The sequence below is a fragment of the Enterobacter sp. SA187 genome (genome assembly GCF_001888805.2).
Classification (GTDB): Bacteria; Pseudomonadota; Gammaproteobacteria; order Enterobacterales; family Enterobacteriaceae; genus Enterobacter_D.
Genome location: NZ_CP019113.1, coordinates 111,954 through 127,465 on the forward strand (window position 1 = coordinate 111,954; position 15,512 = coordinate 127,465).

The 15,512-nt window shown below is 53.8% G+C and carries 16 protein-coding genes; 11 read left to right on the forward strand and 5 right to left on the reverse strand.

Going from position 1 to position 15,512, the window contains the following annotated elements; all coding sequences use genetic code 11:
* Positions 1-59: 59 nt before the first annotated feature.
* Complete coding sequence (flhA, locus tag BMF08_RS00595; protein ID WP_072570005.1) at positions 60-2,132, forward strand: formate hydrogenlyase transcriptional activator FlhA; 2,073 nt, start codon at positions 60-62, stop codon at positions 2,130-2,132.
* A 29-nt stretch (positions 2,133-2,161) separates the two neighbouring features.
* Here the strand turns inward: flhA and BMF08_RS00600 are convergent, their stop codons facing one another.
* Positions 2,162-2,506, reverse strand: a complete 345-nt coding sequence (locus BMF08_RS00600; RefSeq protein ID WP_072570004.1) for a nitrous oxide-stimulated promoter family protein — start codon at positions 2,504-2,506, stop codon at positions 2,162-2,164.
* 190 nt (positions 2,507-2,696) lie between these two features.
* Between BMF08_RS00600 and BMF08_RS00605 the strand changes: the two genes are divergently transcribed.
* The 5 genes from BMF08_RS00605 to BMF08_RS00625 all read left to right on the forward strand — a co-directional run bounded on the left by BMF08_RS00605 (position 2,697) and on the right by BMF08_RS00625 (position 7,604).
* Entirely contained in the window at positions 2,697-3,614 is a 918-nt protein-coding gene (locus tag BMF08_RS00605) for a metal ABC transporter substrate-binding protein (protein WP_072570003.1), read from the forward strand.
* Positions 3,611-4,450, forward strand: coding sequence for a manganese/iron ABC transporter ATP-binding protein (locus tag BMF08_RS00610; protein ID WP_072570002.1), 840 nt, complete (start codon positions 3,611-3,613; stop codon positions 4,448-4,450). The genes BMF08_RS00605 and BMF08_RS00610 overlap by 4 nt, the downstream gene beginning before the upstream one ends.
* Positions 4,447-5,304, forward strand: a complete 858-nt coding sequence (gene sitC, locus BMF08_RS00615; RefSeq protein ID WP_072570001.1) for an iron/manganese ABC transporter permease subunit SitC — start codon at positions 4,447-4,449, stop codon at positions 5,302-5,304. The genes BMF08_RS00610 and sitC overlap by 4 nt, the downstream gene beginning before the upstream one ends.
* The gene (gene sitD / locus BMF08_RS00620; protein WP_072570000.1) at positions 5,304-6,125 is read left to right on the forward strand and encodes an iron/manganese ABC transporter permease subunit SitD; all 822 of its coding nucleotides are present in this window, start codon (positions 5,304-5,306) and stop codon (positions 6,123-6,125) included. The genes sitC and sitD overlap by 1 nt, the downstream gene beginning before the upstream one ends.
* Before the next feature lie 291 nt (positions 6,126-6,416).
* Positions 6,417-7,604 (forward strand): EAL and HDOD domain-containing protein, encoded by a 1,188-nt coding sequence (locus tag BMF08_RS00625; RefSeq protein ID WP_234007201.1) that lies wholly within the window; start codon positions 6,417-6,419, stop codon positions 7,602-7,604.
* A 9-nt stretch (positions 7,605-7,613) separates the two neighbouring features.
* On the opposite strand, the gene BMF08_RS00630 is transcribed toward BMF08_RS00625, so the two are convergent.
* Positions 7,614-8,579, reverse strand: a complete 966-nt coding sequence (locus BMF08_RS00630; protein ID WP_072569998.1) for a sensor domain-containing diguanylate cyclase — start codon at positions 8,577-8,579, stop codon at positions 7,614-7,616.
* Between the two features lie 287 nt (positions 8,580-8,866).
* Between BMF08_RS00630 and BMF08_RS00635 the strand changes: the two genes are divergently transcribed.
* Together BMF08_RS00635 and BMF08_RS00640 are read left to right on the forward strand one after the other, a co-directional pair.
* On the forward strand, positions 8,867-9,073 hold the full coding sequence (locus BMF08_RS00635) for a SymE family type I addiction module toxin (protein WP_234007202.1): 207 nt from the start codon (positions 8,867-8,869) through the stop codon (positions 9,071-9,073).
* A 121-nt stretch (positions 9,074-9,194) separates the two neighbouring features.
* The gene (locus BMF08_RS00640) at positions 9,195-10,442 is read left to right on the forward strand and encodes an MFS transporter (RefSeq protein ID WP_072569996.1); all 1,248 of its coding nucleotides are present in this window, start codon (positions 9,195-9,197) and stop codon (positions 10,440-10,442) included.
* 92 nt (positions 10,443-10,534) lie between these two features.
* Here the strand turns inward: BMF08_RS00640 and BMF08_RS21290 are convergent, their stop codons facing one another.
* Positions 10,535-10,630, reverse strand: a complete 96-nt coding sequence (locus BMF08_RS21290; protein WP_318364272.1) for a hypothetical protein — start codon at positions 10,628-10,630, stop codon at positions 10,535-10,537.
* A 527-nt stretch (positions 10,631-11,157) separates the two neighbouring features.
* On the opposite strand from BMF08_RS21290, the gene BMF08_RS00645 reads away from it, so the two are divergent.
* From BMF08_RS00645 to BMF08_RS00655, 3 genes are all read left to right on the forward strand, one after another.
* On the forward strand, positions 11,158-11,664 hold the full coding sequence (locus BMF08_RS00645; RefSeq protein ID WP_072569995.1) for a ferritin-like domain-containing protein: 507 nt from the start codon (positions 11,158-11,160) through the stop codon (positions 11,662-11,664).
* 63 nt (positions 11,665-11,727) lie between these two features.
* Positions 11,728-12,627, forward strand: coding sequence for a manganese catalase family protein (locus BMF08_RS00650; protein WP_072569994.1), 900 nt, complete (start codon positions 11,728-11,730; stop codon positions 12,625-12,627).
* A gap of 65 nt (positions 12,628-12,692) precedes the next feature.
* Positions 12,693-13,190, forward strand: coding sequence for a 2-oxo-tetronate isomerase (locus BMF08_RS00655; protein WP_072569993.1), 498 nt, complete (start codon positions 12,693-12,695; stop codon positions 13,188-13,190).
* Positions 13,191-13,332: 142 nt separating this feature from the next.
* Here the strand turns inward: BMF08_RS00655 and BMF08_RS00660 are convergent, their stop codons facing one another.
* Both BMF08_RS00660 and BMF08_RS00665 read right to left on the reverse strand, forming a co-directional pair.
* A complete protein-coding gene (locus BMF08_RS00660) occupies positions 13,333-13,509 on the reverse strand; it encodes a general stress protein (protein ID WP_072569992.1) in 177 nt (58 codons plus the stop codon).
* A 274-nt stretch (positions 13,510-13,783) separates the two neighbouring features.
* On the reverse strand, positions 13,784-15,394 hold the full coding sequence (locus tag BMF08_RS00665) for a reprolysin-like metallopeptidase (protein WP_072569991.1): 1,611 nt from the start codon (positions 15,392-15,394) through the stop codon (positions 13,784-13,786).
* Positions 15,395-15,512: the final 118 nt, after the last annotated feature.

Genomic DNA, 15,512 nt, shown 5'->3' on the forward strand with positions numbered 1-15,512 from the left:
ACCTGTATTCATTAAAACTCTTTTTGCACCGGCTTTCGGTGCCTTTCTGGACTAGCGATATGTCGTATACACCGATGAGCGATCTCGGGCAGCAGGGCCTGTTTGATATTACGCGCACGTTATTACATCAGCCCGATCTGCCGTCGCTCTGTCAGAGCCTGACGCAGCTGGTGAAGGCGTCAGACCTGGCGGACAGCGCAGCGATCGTATTATGGAACGCCGACGATCATCATGCCCGCTATTACGCCACGCGGGCAGATGGCCGCGCGGTGAAATATGAAGATGACACGCTGCTGGCGCACGGCCCGGTGCGGCGCATTCTGTCACGCCCGGAGGCGCTGCACTGCAATTACGCGGAGTTCTGCGACACCTGGCCGCAGCTGGCGGCCAGCGGCCTGTACGATCCCTGGGGACACTACTCTCTGCTGCCTCTGGCGATTGACGGGCGGATCTTCGGCGGCTGCGAGTTTATTCGTCAGGCGGACAGGCCCTGGAGCGAGAAAGAGTACGCCCGTCTGCATACCCTCGCCCAGCTCACCGGCGTGGTGATGGAACATATTCAGCAGCACCCTGACGGCGCATCCGATCACGAACTGCTGTGCCGCGAGCGGGATAACTTCCGCATTCTGGTGGCCATTACCAATGCGGTATTGTCCCGGCTGGACATTGACGATCTGGTCAGCGAGGTGGCGAAAGAGATCCACCACTATTTCCACATCGACGCCATCAGCATCGTGCTGCGCAGCAGTCGTAAAGGCAAACTCAATATTTACTCCACCCATTATCCGAATGACCGCTCGCCGGTGCATGAGCAAAGTGAAGTGGACGAGGCGGGTACGCTCTCCGAGCGGGTATTTAACAGCAAGGATGTGCTGGTGCTGAAACTGCACGAGCGCGACAAACTGGCCCCTTATGAGCGTCGGCTGTTTGAAACCTGGGGCAATAAGATCCAGACGCTGTGCCTGCTGCCGCTGATGTCCGGCAGCACGCTGCTCGGCGTGCTTAAACTTGCGCAGTGCGATGGCGAAACCTTTACGCCGTCCACCCTGTCGCTGTTGCGGCAGATCGCTGAACGGGTGGCCATTGCCGTCGACAATGCGCAGGCCTATCAGGAAATTCACCGCCTGAAAGAACGGCTGGTGGATGAAAACCTGGCGCTCACCGAGCAGCTTAACAACGTGGACAGCGAGTTCGGGGAGATTATCGGCCGCAGCGAAGCCATGTACAGCGTGCTGCAACAGGTGGAAATGGTGGCGAAAAGCAACAGTACGGTGCTCATCCTTGGCGAAACCGGCACCGGGAAAGAACTGATTGCCCGCGCTATTCATAATCTCAGCGGACGCAACGCGCGCCGCATGGTGAAAATGAACTGCGCCGCCATGCCTGCCGGACTGCTGGAAAGCGATCTCTTTGGTCATGAGCGCGGAGCTTTTACCGGGGCCAGCGCCCAGCGCATCGGCCGCTTTGAACTGGCGGATAAAAGTTCGCTCTTCCTGGATGAAGTGGGTGATATGCCGCTCGAACTTCAGCCGAAGCTGCTGCGGGTATTGCAGGAGCAGGAGTTTGAACGCCTCGGCAGCAACAAACTGATCCAGACGGATGTGCGCCTGATCGCCGCCACCAATCGCGATCTGAAACAGATGGTGGCCGATCGCGAATTTCGCAGCGATCTCTACTATCGCCTGAACGTCTTTCCGATCCGCATTCCGCCGCTGCGTGAACGCCCGGAAGATATTCCCCTGCTGGTCAAAGCCTTCACCTTCAAAATCGCCCACCGGCTGGGGCGCAATATCGACAGCATCCCCGCCGAAACGCTGCGTATTTTAAGCAACCAGCCGTGGCCGGGTAATGTGCGCGAGCTGGAAAACGTTGTCGAGCGCGCCGTGCTGCTGACGCGGGGCAACGTTCTGCAATTGTCGATGGCGGAAATGAGCGTGCCGCAACGCTTCGATGCGGCGGTGGAAACGCCGCAGGAGGGCGAAGATGAATATCAGTTGATCGTCAGGATCCTGCGTGAAACCAACGGCGTGGTCGCCGGGCCAAAAGGCGCGGCGCAGCGGCTGGGGTTAAAACGCACGACGCTGCTCTCAAGGATGAAGCGGCTGGGGATTGATAAAGATACGCTGCACTAAACGGATGGCCCGGCGGAATAAAGGTCGGGCTATTTTTTGGGACGGTATTTTTCCGGCAGTTCCGGCACCGGGCGCTTATCATCGATCAGATGGCGCACCGTCAGCACCGGGTGCCGCCACAGCATCCGCGGCCCCGCCCAGCGCATGATCGCCTTCATCTCTTCACGCTTTACCGGCTGATAGCAGTGCACCGGGCACTGTTTGCACGCCGGCTTTTCCTCGCCAAACACGCATTTATCCAGCCGTTTTTCCGCATAGGCGTACAGCGCGTCGTAATGCTCCGCATCGGCAACGGCATCGGGTGACTGCCGCTGATAGAGCGTGATCATTTTACGGATGGTGAGTTTTTCGCGGGCAATGCGTTTGCCGGACATAGGAACGCGCTCCTGAATATAAACATGCTTTTATTTTACAACTTTACATTCCCTGCCACCAGATCGGTGATTTTTTGTCTGCCTGGCTATTAAATGCGAATAATTTTCGCTCAGACCTATAGCGTGTGCTATATAACATAGCAAAGGCTATATTCGCTGTATTATTAACCACGCCATCATGAGGGATACCATGCCGTACTCATCACGTCTGAGATTCGTGTTCGCCGCTGCCCTGGTTTCGCTGTTCGCCCTTTCGCCCGCGCAGGCAAAAGAGAAATTCAGGGTCATCACCACTTTCACCGTGATCGCAGATATGGCGCAAAACGTGGCGGGGGATGCGGCAGAGGTCAGTTCGATCACCAAACCGGGGGCGGAGATCCACGAATATCAGCCGACGCCCGGCGACATTAAACGCGCCCAGGGCGCGCAGTTGATCCTCGCCAATGGTCTGAACCTGGAGCTGTGGTTTGCGCGTTTTTATCAGCATCTGTCCGGCGTGCCGGAGGTGGTGGTATCTGATGGTGTAAAACCGATGGGCATCAGCGAAGGCCCCTATAACGGTAAACCTAATCCTCATGCATGGATGTCTGCCGAAAATGCGCTGATCTACGTGGATAACATTCGTGATGCGCTGGTGAAATACGATCCGGACAACGCACAAATCTACCAGCAAAACGCGACAGCCTATAAAGCGAAGATCCAGGCAACGCTGGCTCCGGTGCGCGCGCAGCTGGACTCACTGCCTGCGGACAAACGCTGGCTGGTGACCAGCGAGGGGGCGTTCTCCTATCTGGCGCGGGATTATGATCTCAAAGAGCTGTACCTGTGGCCGATCAATGCCGATCAGCAGGGCACACCGCAACAAGTGCGCAAAGTGATCGACGCGATCAAGAAAAATCATATTCCGGTGGTGTTCAGCGAAAGTACGGTATCGGATAAACCGGCGAAACAGGTGGCGCGGGAAACCGGCGCGCTCTACGGCGGCGTACTCTACGTTGACTCCCTCAGCGCCGCCGGCGGCCCGGTGCCGACCTTTCTCGATCTGCTGCGCGTAACCAGTGAAACCCTGGTGAAAGGCATTCAGCAGGGCGTGGAGGCGCAAAAATGAATACCTCAGCGCAAACCCAGTCGCCAGGCCTCCATATTCAGCACGTTACCGTCACCTATCGCAACGGCCATACCGCGCTGCGTGACGCCAGTTTTAGCGTGCCGCGGGGTTCCATTGCCGCGCTGGTGGGCATCAACGGCTCGGGTAAATCCACGCTGTTCAAGGCACTGATGGGCTTTGTGCGGCTGGCGGGCGGTGAGATTTCCATCCTTCAGCGGCCTGTTAAACAGGCGCTGCGTGAAAATCTGGTGTCTTACGTCCCGCAGGCCGAGGAGGTGGACTGGTCGTTTCCGGTACTGGTGGAAGATGTGGTGATGATGGGCCGTTACGGGCATATGGGAATGCTGCGCCGGGCGAAAGCGCCGGATCATCAGGCTGTGGACGCCGCCCTTGCCCGCGTGGGGATGCTGGAATTTCGTCACCGGCAGATCGGCGAGCTATCCGGCGGGCAGAAAAAGCGCGTGTTTCTTGCCCGCGCCATCGCCCAGGACGGGCAGGTCATTTTGCTGGATGAGCCATTCACCGGTGTCGATGTACAGACCGAAGCGAAGATCATCGAACTGCTGCGCGAACTGCGCGACGAGGGGCGCACTATGCTGGTATCGACGCACAATTTAGGCTCGGTCACAGAGTTCTGTGATTACACAGTGATGGTCAAAGGCACGGTGCTGGCGAGCGGGCCGACGGAAACCACCTTTACCGCAGAAAACCTTGAACAGGCGTTCAGCGGCGTGCTGCGTCACGTGGTGTTAAGCGGCAGTGAGGAGCACATCATCACCGATGACGAGCGCCCCTTTATTTCCCGCCGTCCGCCTGCAAAAGGAGAGCAGCCGTGAACTGGATCCTGGAGCCGTTCGGTTACGAATACATGCTTAACGCCATGTGGGTATCGGCGCTGGTGGGCGGCGTGTGCGCGTTTTTATCCTGCTATCTGATGCTTAAAGGCTGGTCGTTGATCGGCGACGCGCTGTCTCACTCCATTGTGCCGGGCGTAGCGGGCGCTTATATGCTCGGTCTGCCCTTCTCCCTCGGCGCGTTCTTATCCGGGGGGCTGGCGGCGGGCGCGATGCTGTTTCTTAATCAGCGCTCGCGCCTGAAAGAAGATGCCATTATCGGCCTGATTTTTTCATCCTTTTTCGGCATTGGCCTGTTTATGGTGTCGCTCAATCCCACGTCCGTAAATATTCAGACCATCGTGCTGGGCAATATTCTGGCCATCGCGCCGGAAGACGTCATTCAGCTCGCCATTATCGGCATCGTCTCGCTGGTCATTCTGTTTCTGAAATGGAAAGACCTGATGGTGACCTTTTTTGATGAGAACCATGCCCGCTCCATTGGCCTCAACCCGGCGCGTCTGAAGCTACTGTTCTTTACGCTGCTGTCGGTGTCCACCGTCGCCGCGCTGCAAACCGTCGGGGCCTTTCTGGTGATCTGTCTGGTGGTGACGCCGGGCGCGACCGCCTGGCTGCTCACTGACCGCTTCCCCCGCCTGCTGGCGATTGCGGTGGCGATTGGCAGTATCACCAGCTTTCTCGGTGCCTGGGTCAGCTATTACCTGGACGGCGCAACCGGCGGCATCATCGTGGTGGCGCAAACGCTGCTGTTCCTGCTGGCCTTTGTGTTTGCGCCTAAACATGGTCTGCTGGCGAACCGCCGCCGGGCGCGGCTGGCAAATCAGGAGGCGGCATAATGTTCGAACCCTTCCAGTTTGATTTTATGGTAAACGCGCTGGCGATTTCGGTGATTGTCGCCGTGCCCTGCGCCCTGCTGTCGGTATTTCTGGTGCTGAAAGGCTGGGCGCTGATGGGTGACGCCATGAGCCACGCCGTCTTTCCCGGCGTGGTGATCGCCTGGATCATCGGTATCCCCGTCGCCATAGGTGCCTTTATCGCCGGACTGTTCTGCGCCATCGCTACCGGCTATCTCGACGATAACAGCCGCATTAAGCGCGATACGCTGATGGGCATTGTCTTTTCCGGCATGTTTGGCGCAGGACTGATCCTCTATATCTCCATCCAGTCGGAAGTGCATCTCGACCATATTTTATTTGGCGATATGCTGGGCGTGGCAACAAGCGACATCCTGCAAAGCAGCCTGATAGCCGCCGGAGTGGCGCTGGTGATGCTGGTAAAATGGAAGGATTTTTTACTGCATGCCTTTGATGCGCAGCAGGCAAAAGCCTGCGGTCTGAACACCGCCCTGCTCCATTATGGCCTGCTGTGCATGATCGCCCTGACGATAGTCGCCACCTTAAAATCGGTAGGAATTATTCTGTCAATTTCGCTGCTCATCGCCCCCGGTGCGGTCGCGGTGCTGCTGACGCGCCGTTTCGCCCATGCCTTGTGGCTGGCGGTGATACTGGCCGTGGTGGTCTCTTTTGCCGGGGTCTATCTCTCTTTCTGGCTCGACAGCGCCCCCGCGCCAACCATTGTCGTGCTTTTCACTGCGGTATTTATCCTCGCCTTTCTGGTCGCAGGCTGGCGGGATCGCCGGGCGACAGCCATAAATTAAGCGCCCGCCTGGGGGCGTCAGACGCCCCCAGGTAGGGTAAAAACGTTATTAATGTCAATTTATTGTTTTAAAACGATAAAAAACCATCAACTTACTGTGACTAAACTTTACAAATCACGCCAGCAGGCAGCAAAATGGCTCCTGTCTTAAACTTAAATTGGTTGCGGCTTTTTTCAGCGACCAGCTGATGGTTCCGGGTGAGGATGGAGAATGTTTTCTTTTGTCGCAAGGCAGGCAATTTTTGATGAAAATCTCAATACTTTCGGGTATGAGCTGCTCTTCAGAGATAGCATGACTAACCAGTTTCCCAATGTCTCGCCTGAACAAGCGACTGCTCAGCTTATTGAAGAACAATTTCTCGGTGTACCAACCGACCGTCAGAGCGCTGCCAGCGCGGTATTTGTTAACTTTCCCTATGAACTGCTGATTAAAGGGCTGGCAGAAACCTTGCCCAAAGATCGGGTAGTTGTCGAAATTCTGGAAACCGCACAGCCGGATCCGCGTCTGCTGGAAACCGTTAAGCAACTGCATAAAAAAGGCTTTCGTATTGCGCTGGATGATTTTTCGCTCAGCGATAACTGGAATGCTTTTCTGCCCTATGTCCACATTATTAAATTTGATGTGCGCGAAAGTACCTTACAGGAAATTCAGGCTTATATTCTGCACCACCGTGCGTTGCTCAACGGGACGATTTTCCTCGCGGAGAAAGTGGAAACCATCGAAGAATTCGACACCTGCAAAAATATGGGCTTCACCCTGTTTCAGGGACATTTTTTTAGCAAGCCGGTAATCTTCAAAAGTAAAAAAATTATTCAGAATCAGATCATTGCGCTAAAGCTTATTCAGGAAGTTAACGCAGAATCCCCGGATCTCATGCAGATTGAGGAATTGCTCAAGCGTGATATCGCGCTCTCGTTCAAAATTATGCGTTATGCGCAGAATATTTTATACAATGCGCGCGGCATTCGCGGCAGCCGCAGCCAGTCAATTAAAGACATTGTGGTTTATCTTGGCGTCACCGAGCTGCGCCGTTTTGTGCTGGTCGCCTGTCTGACGTCGTTCAGCAGCGCCAAAACTAACGAAATTTATTATTTAAGCCTGATCCGCGCCCGTTTCTGCGAACTCGCCGCCAACCGGCTACTCGGCATCCACTCTTCAAACGATGCTTTTATGGTCGGCCTGTTTTCCCTGCTGGATGTCATTCTCGGTGTTCCTCAGGAAGAACTGATCGAACAGGTGGTGATCTCCGCCGACGTGCGCATTGCGTTACAGGAACGCAAAGGCATGCTTTTTCAGCTGGTGAATCTGGCGCAGCTGTATGAAAACCGCCAGTGGGAAGAAGCCAGCCTGGAAGCGAAAAAGGTCGGGCTGACGCGGGGTATTGTCGCCGAAATGATTAACGATGCCACCAAATGGGCAGATGAAATGCCCATCGGTAAGCCTCAAAAAAGCGGCATTGAGCGCACGCGCTGGCGTTAAGTCTGGCGCTTATCTGTGCTTTTTCTTGCGATGTTCGGAATACATCACCGTATCGCTGTCATTGAGCATTTCAATTATATCAGTGTATTTTTCCGCATCGCTTTGCAGCAGGCCATAGGCATAGTTGATGTGATATTTGTTATCCGCATTAAGATTTAACTCATCGATTTTGGTTTGCAGTTTAAACAGAAACGCATCGGCGTCGTGATCGTTTTTCTGCTGTAGCAATACCGCAAAGGCGCTACCATCCACCCGCCCACAAATATCATCTTTATGCAGACAACTGCCAAGACTGCGGGCAAACCCGCGCAGTACATTATCGCCCTCGGCATGCCCCCAGATGTCATTAATTGACTGTAAGTTGTCTACCACGAAATAAAGCAAGCTGAACGGCGTCTGTGTGCTGGTCATCTCTTTAAAACGTTTGTCGCCAAGGCGATAAAAACCACGACGATTAGGCAGATCGGTCAGCTTGTCAGTCATCGCCTGGCTGATGATCAAAAATTCATCTTCCACTACTGCCCCCAGGTCGAGCAGTAAATTAATTTCATCGGAACTGAAATCACGGGGTTTTGAGTCAATAATGCAGATGGTGCCGGCAATGGAACCGTCGGGCAAATGTACCGGGCACCCGGCATAAAAGCGCACAAAAGGCGCGCCTGTGACGTAAGGATTCTTCGCGAAGCGCTCATCCTTATGGGCATCTTTGACGATCAAAATCCCCTGCAACAAAATGGCATGGGCGCAGAAGGAAACATTACGCGAGGTCTGCCGTAAATTCTCATTAATCGGCGAGATCAGCCACTGCCTGTCGCGATCCAGCAGAGAGATCAGCGCAATAGGCACATTGAAGGTCGCCTTTGCCACACGGGTTAAGCGTGATAATCGCTCATCATCTTTTCTGTCCAGCAAATCCATCATATAGAGAGATTTAAGACGTTCAGTTTCATTGGCGGGCAGTGCGGGTATGTTCATCGGCGTCCCTCATAAATAGTCTTATTAATATAAGACATATATACAAATCCACTAACACTTTCGCATGAGGAAAATAAGGAAAAGCTTATTGCACAATATATTCTTACGTGAATGAAACGCGTTGCTGTTTTTGCATTGCATTTCTGGAATCCGCCTCGCAATTCCTCACCTTGCCTTCCGGTATTTTACTGTTAATTTATACAGCAATTTATGACGGTATGTTCAACAACCGATAAGTGGAAAAGGAGTGGTGTATGACCGGGAAGCCAGTAGTTTCAGAGGTAAAAATGTCTAAAGCGATGCGCCGTATCACGGTGGGGTATGTGCGCAGACGTCATGAAGAGCGCAAAACCAAAATCCCCAGGCGTTACAGCCTGCACCCGAGTTTGTCCTTACAGGGCGACTGGCTCGCCGAAGCGGGCTTTCCCACCGGGGCCGCGGTCTCGGTTGTGGTCGAATTCGGGCAGTTGATCATCCGCCCGTGCACGGAGTAGTGTAATGCCCCTTTATCCGGTATATCACCGGGTAAATTACCTGCAAGGGAGAGGAAATCAGCATGGGTATAGCCCGCTTTACGACCTGGATTGGGCAGGTTAACGCCACCGGGGACATCCCATGACGTCAGATAACCACGCGCCGCGAACCCGACGGGCCTTTTCTTATGCGCCGTTTCGCCATTTGTTTTTTGCCCGCTTGTTTACCGTATTAGGTAACGGCATCGCGCCTATTGCGCTGGCGTTCGCGGTGCTGGATATGGGCGGCAGCGCTACCGAGCTTGGGATCGTCGTGGCGGCGCGTTCGATTTTTAACGTCGCCTTTCTGCTGATTGGCGGCGTACTGGCAGATCGTTACTCCCGCAGTATGGTGCTGGTGTCATCATCCATCATCGCTGCGCTGTCGCAGGGCCTGGTGGCATGGTCAGTGCTGGATGGCGCGGCGACCTTTACCCTGCTGACGGTGCTGGGCGCCATCAACGGCGCAGCGGCGGGCATTGCGCTTCCGGCCTCTTCCGCGATGGTACCGCAAACGGTGCCCTCGCCGACGCTGCGCGAAGCCAACGCTTTTATTCAACTGGGAATTTACGGCGGCACCGTTATCGGCGCTTCGCTGGGCGGGATCCTGATCAGCGCCATTGGCCCTGGCTGGGGACTGGCGGTGGATGCGCTGGGCTTTGCCGCCGCCGCGCCGCTGTATCTGTTGACCCGCGCCGTCGCGCACGCGTCTGACGGCCCGGCGTCCCATATTTTGCAGGACCTGCGCGACGGCTGGAAAGAGTTCATCGCCCGTTCATGGGTTTGGGCGATTGTCGCGCAGTTCGCCATCGTCAACGCGGCGTTCAGCGGTATCGTAATGGTGCTGGGTCCGGTAGTCGCCGACGCCACCTTCGGCCGCGCAAACTGGGGATTTATTATTGCCGCGCAAAGCCTCGGCCTGATCTCAGGATCGCTTATCGCGCTTCGCTGGCGGCCCCGCCGGGATCTGTTTATCGGCGTCATACTGGTCAACCTCTGCGCCCTGCCGGTAGCCTTGCTCAGCCTGTTACCTTCGCCCGCGCTGTTGATGGCGGCCTTTTTTATGGCAGGCGCAGGATTCGGATTATTCGGCGTGTCCTGGGCGCAGTCGCTGCAAACGCATATCCCACCTGATAAGCTGGCCCGCGTGTACGCTTATGATGCGCTCGGCTCCTTTGTGGCTATCCCGGCAGGCGAACTGGCTGCGGGGCCACTGGCGGCACACTATGGCAGCAGTAATGTGCTGCTGGCGTCAGCCGTGGCCATTGTGACGGCGACCATCGCCGTCTGCTTCACTCCTTCCATTCGTCAGCTGGATAATACGCCGCCATTGACGTCTGTCGCCAGATAAGCAAAAGGGGAAAAACAGACGCCGCTAAGCGTTGGTTTTTCCCCTTCCGTTGCCAGAGTCTGCCGCTGACTGGTTATATCAGCGGACTGGCATTACTTTTTCGGATCGGCATCAGTTTTGTCGCCGGATTCCGGCGCTTCAGATGGATCGTCTTTTTGACCAGCCATAGGGTTCATCATATATTTCATCGTGCCCTCCTTTATTACATATGTTCAGGCTACTAAATACGCATCAATAACGAAGCGCAAATAAACTCAGGAATATTATTAATTCCAGTCTTTTATTTTCAAAAAAGACTCTTTAAGTCTGGACTCATATTAAACACTGTCAAGTGACACTTGCCCGAAAAATTTCAGCAAACGTTCAGGATTTGTCTTATGTACAAAAAACGAAGCTGAACTAATAAACGTAAAAATAAAATGTAAAATATATTATGCAGACTGAACTTCTTGATTCCGGTCAAAAACTAATACCTGCGCATGAGCCACTGATTTACAAAAAAATTTGCATTAAATTAGCGCAACCCGAAGCCTGTGCTACGCTTAACTATCAGAAAGTAAAACAATGAAAACATTGAAACATAATAATGATGATGTTTCGCTGTTTCCATTGTGTCCGGTAAACAAAAATGTGGGGGGGGAATTATCATTGTGATGATAGCAACTTTTCCGCCACATATATTGCCTACAACAATGTTCTATCAGGAGAAATTAATATGACTCATCTGGAAAATTATCATGACTGGTTACGTGATGCTCATGCGATGGAAAAACAAGCTGAGTCAATGTTGTCCAAAATGGCAGACCGCCTGGAGCATTACCCCGATCTGAAAGCCCGCATTGTGCAGCACATTGAAGAAACCCGTCAGCAACAAGTCCTGCTTGATCAGGTGATCGAACGCAATGGTGTTTCCACCTCAATCGTAAAAGATGCCATGAGCAAAATGGCGGCGCTGGGCCAGGCCGTTGGCGGCATGATGACGCCTGATGAAGTGGTAAAAGGCGCCATCAGCGGTTATGTGTTTGAGCACTTCGAAATTGCCTGTTACACCTCCCTGATCGCTGCGGCGAAAATGGCCGGTGATGAAGAAGGCGCACGCGTATTTGCACAAATTCTGGAGCAGGAAAAAGCGATGGCGGAATGGTGCATCACCCATATTCCAGACGTCACCGAGCAGTTCCTGATCCGTTCGGCGACACCGGACACCGAAGCTAAAAAGTAATCTTTCCACTGAGAACCGGCGCAGACCACGCCTTCGGGCGATGATGATAAAACAGAGGAAATTATGTTCAGACATGTGAAGCAATTACAGTACACCGTTCGTGTAGCGGAGCCTAATCCAGGCCTCGCTAACCTTTTACTTGAGCAGTTTGGCGGCCCGCAGGGCGAACTGGCTGCTGCCTGCCGCTACTTTACCCAGGGCCTGAGTGACGACGATCCGGGACGCAAAGATATGCTGCTGGATATCGCCACCGAAGAGCTGAGCCACCTCGAAATCATCGGTACGCTGGTCGGCATGCTGAACAAGGGTGCCAAAGGTGAACTAGCGGAAGGGACTGAAAAAGAAGCAGAGCTTTATCGCTCGCTGACCGGCCGCGGCAACGACAGCCATATCACCTCTCTGCTGTACGGCGGCGGTACGCCGCTGACGAACTCCGGGGGCGTGCCCTGGACCGCAGCTTATATCGATACCATCGGCGAACCGACCGCGGATCTGCGTTCTAACATCGCTGCTGAAGCACGTGCGAAAATCATCTATGAACGCCTTATTAACCTGACGGACGATCCGGGCGTGAAAGATGCGCTGGGCTTTTTGATGACGCGCGAAGTGGCGCACCAGATGTCTTTCGAAAAAGCCCTGTACTCTATTCGCAACAATTTCCCGCCGGGTAAATTGCCGCCAATTGAGCAGTATGCCAACACCTACTTCAATATGTCTGAAGGGGAAGAAGTTCGTGGCAGCTGGAACAGCGACGAGAACTTCAACTATGTTGCCGATCCGCAGCCAGCTGTTGACGGCGGCGACGGTAAAGCCTCTGTGACGCTGCCTCCGCAGCAGGAAAGTGATTTGCTGGCGATGATCAAGCGCACGCAGTCCGACCCAGCTATCAATCCGGTCACCGGCACTGACCTGGGATCCGTTGCAGAGCCGATTGAAAATACCGCAGCGAAAAAAGACGTTTAATTTTTTCAATGCATTCTGAGCGAGCCCGGATCTTATTCCGGGCTCGCGCAGTTAAGGAGTTTGTTATGACAATGCCTTCGGCGTCTATTGCCAATGAATTAGGTCGCTTACTGACGGAAAAAAAACTCTTTTTGACCACTGCTGAGTCCTGTACCGGCGGACAAATTGCCTCTGCATTGTGTGCGGCAAAAGACACCCCCTCTTTTTATGGCAGCGGTTTTGTCACTTTTACGGATGAAGCAAAAATCACCACTCTCGGCGTTAAGAAGAAAACCATTGAGATGCACACTGCCGTAAGTCAGCAGACAGTGATTGAGATGACGGCCGGTGCTATTGCTCATTCTGGCGCGGACGTGGCAATTGCGGTCAGCGGTTACGCCGGGCCTGATGGTGGCGAAGACGGCACGCCCGCGGGAACTATCTGGTTTGCATGGCAATTACCAGGGTCAGAAACCTATACCCAGTGTAAACAATTTGAAGGGGACAGTGAGGCAGTATTATTGCAGGCGGCGAATTACGCCATGGCCGGCACTATTCTGCTGCTGGAAGAATTAAAATCCTGATAGCACTTTTTATTTATCATTTCCTGAAAAACAAAATGGCAACCCCACACGTAAGTGCAGGATTGCCAGTACCGGTTCTTTAATTTTTAACGTCATCATTCACGTCAGCAAATGAAAGAACACCGGTTAGCGCATTGACGGATCAGGAAGAACGTCCGCCGCCATGGCTGTTTTTACCGCCTTTTTTACCCGCTTCTGAGGCTCTTTCAGGGTCATTCTTAAAGTTGCCGCCGCTTTGTTGGCCGCCTTTTTTCCCTGCTTCGGATGCGCGTTCGCGATCTTGTGAGAAATTACCGGAACCGCCACGTTGCTGAGTCATAATTAATACCTCATTGAGTTTTGGTAAATCAGGGGAAGTATTTCCCCGTCAGGCAATATTAACTATAGCGTCTGCCAGCGAAGATGCAAATATAAAAGCCATTATATTAATTGTGCCAGGAGTGCCTGGAATTATCTTAAAGCGAGACATGGAATATAACGAAGCGGCAGAGTAAGAATATATTTATTTATATTTAATAATCTTACAAAAAAAAGAGGCGGGCCATTATGCCCGCCTTCTGATTAAATACGATATATCGCAGAGCGCGACAGGATTAATGCCAGGTGGTAGCCGTTTCCTTACGCTCTTTCAGCACACGGGTGTTGTCTGCTTCAGTCGCATTGCCCATCGGTTTACCGTTGTACTCCATAGTGGCATGAGAGTAATAGTTGATGCGCGGGCAGGATTTGGCGCAGCCATAGGACATGATGGTACGGAACAGGAATTCCGGATCCTGCCAGCCGAAACCATAGCTGTAGGCATAAGCGTTGGCGCTGGATTTGTTATGCGCCGCCCCCAGCAAATGGCCAATTTCATGACCGAAGCTGTAACCGCCCACCGCGCAGGAAGCCTCCACCACCGCAAAGGCGGTTGACGCCCTGGCGTTTACATAGGCCTGGCCGCAGAAACCGTACTTCTTCGCCAGCAGAACCGCAATATTGGCATTGGTCAGGCCGCGCTGGTAGTGCACTTCTTCCAGCTTGTTGTCATTGGTGTTTTTCAGATCGCGCAGCATGTCGGATGAATTCGCAGGCTCTACATAGGACGGATCGATCATGGTCCCTGCCAGCACCAGTTTCAGATCGATACCGCTGTTTTCATAGCCTTCGTTCGTTTCTTCCACCGCCAGCTGCGCCACCGCGTCCAGATCGCCCAGGCTTTTCGCCGCCGCCGGTGTGGCAGCAACCAGCACGCTCACCGTGGACTTTTCAGGCTGCGGCACTGCGGGCACATAGCAGGTGCCCTGCGGCTCCCACACCGGGTTAACGCCCGGCACATCATCCGCCGCCACCTTATTACGGCTGCGATAGTTGATGCCCTGGTAGCTCACCAACAGATCCGCCTGCGGATAGCTGTTCTGCGCCGCCCATTCCGCCGCACAGACCTGCACGGGTACAGGTAATGGTAGTGGCGCCGGGGCTTCGCCAATCTGAATACATACGCCGTTTGGCTCCCATACTGGCGATACGCCCGGCATTTCGCCTTTGGTTTCCCAGCGGCTGCGGTAGTTACGCTCGTTGTAGCTCACCATCCAGCCTTTTTCCGGATAGGTAGTATCGGCCCCCCAGGATGACTGGCACGGCAGCGTATAACCCAGGCGGGATAAATCAGGCGCGTCGCTTTCTTCGTAGGTGACATCAGAAATCACCGTTTCCAGATGTTCTGTGTCGTAAGGTACGGCGGCTTCGTTGATTTTGATCACCGCATGCTGGCCGCTGCTCAGCGGCTGGATGCGGTACAGCTGTCCGTTGCGACGCACGGTGCCGGTGACCTTATCGCCTTTGCGTACCAGGATCACCGAATCAAAGTCAGCCGCCTTCAGTGACTTCATGGCGGTATTTTTCAGCATTTTGCGGTTATAGCGGCCGCGCCAGACCTGCATCCCACGATCGGTTTTGCTGAAGCTGGCTAACCAGACCTTTTCTTCCTTCGTCTGGCCCGGCAGCAGCACCGTCAGAAAAGGCGTGGAGTCGGCAATAATGTTGCTGTTAATGCCGATAACCTCAACCGAGGCCGTTGCAGGATCCGCGGCGATGGCGCGGGTTTCGCTGGAGGATTTCAGTAATTTGCTTTTGATAAAAAGGCTATTATCCGCGGCGCTGACCTGGCTGGCGCCCAATAACAGCGAGGTGCCTAATAAATATAATAGTGGGTGTCGTTTCATTGTCGTCTTCCTTTTAACGCTCATCTTCCTGATGGGCGTATTCCATGAAATAGTGTGACTGACCGGTAATATGTTTAAAAAACAATCGCCCCTGTCAGTTAGCGACACATCTTAAATA

Bases quoted from the DNA above. Each gene is read 5' to 3' on its own strand.
- BMF08_RS21290 (WP_318364272.1), bottom strand. From the start codon at position 10,630: ATGAAATATATGATGAACCCTATGGCTGGTCAAAAAGACGATCCATCT.
- flhA (WP_072570005.1), top strand. From the start codon at position 60: ATGTCGTATACACCGATGAGCGATCTCGGGCAGCAGGGCCTGTTTGAT.
- BMF08_RS00645 (WP_072569995.1), top strand. From the start codon at position 11,158: ATGACTCATCTGGAAAATTATCATGACTGGTTACGTGATGCTCATGCG.
- BMF08_RS00605 (WP_072570003.1), top strand. From the start codon at position 2,697: ATGCCGTACTCATCACGTCTGAGATTCGTGTTCGCCGCTGCCCTGGTT.
- sitD (WP_072570000.1), top strand. From the start codon at position 5,304: ATGTTCGAACCCTTCCAGTTTGATTTTATGGTAAACGCGCTGGCGATT.
- BMF08_RS00640 (WP_072569996.1), top strand. From the start codon at position 9,195: ATGACGTCAGATAACCACGCGCCGCGAACCCGACGGGCCTTTTCTTAT.
- BMF08_RS00610 (WP_072570002.1), top strand. From the start codon at position 3,611: ATGAATACCTCAGCGCAAACCCAGTCGCCAGGCCTCCATATTCAGCAC.
- BMF08_RS00630 (WP_072569998.1), bottom strand. From the start codon at position 8,579: ATGAACATACCCGCACTGCCCGCCAATGAAACTGAACGTCTTAAATCT.
- BMF08_RS00625 (WP_234007201.1), top strand. From the start codon at position 6,417: ATGACTAACCAGTTTCCCAATGTCTCGCCTGAACAAGCGACTGCTCAG.
- BMF08_RS00655 (WP_072569993.1), top strand. From the start codon at position 12,693: ATGACAATGCCTTCGGCGTCTATTGCCAATGAATTAGGTCGCTTACTG.
- BMF08_RS00600 (WP_072570004.1), bottom strand. From the start codon at position 2,506: ATGTCCGGCAAACGCATTGCCCGCGAAAAACTCACCATCCGTAAAATG.
- BMF08_RS00635 (WP_234007202.1), top strand. From the start codon at position 8,867: ATGTCTAAAGCGATGCGCCGTATCACGGTGGGGTATGTGCGCAGACGT.
- BMF08_RS00660 (WP_072569992.1), bottom strand. From the start codon at position 13,509: ATGACTCAGCAACGTGGCGGTTCCGGTAATTTCTCACAAGATCGCGAA.
- BMF08_RS00650 (WP_072569994.1), top strand. From the start codon at position 11,728: ATGTTCAGACATGTGAAGCAATTACAGTACACCGTTCGTGTAGCGGAG.
- BMF08_RS00665 (WP_072569991.1), bottom strand. From the start codon at position 15,394: ATGAAACGACACCCACTATTATATTTATTAGGCACCTCGCTGTTATTG.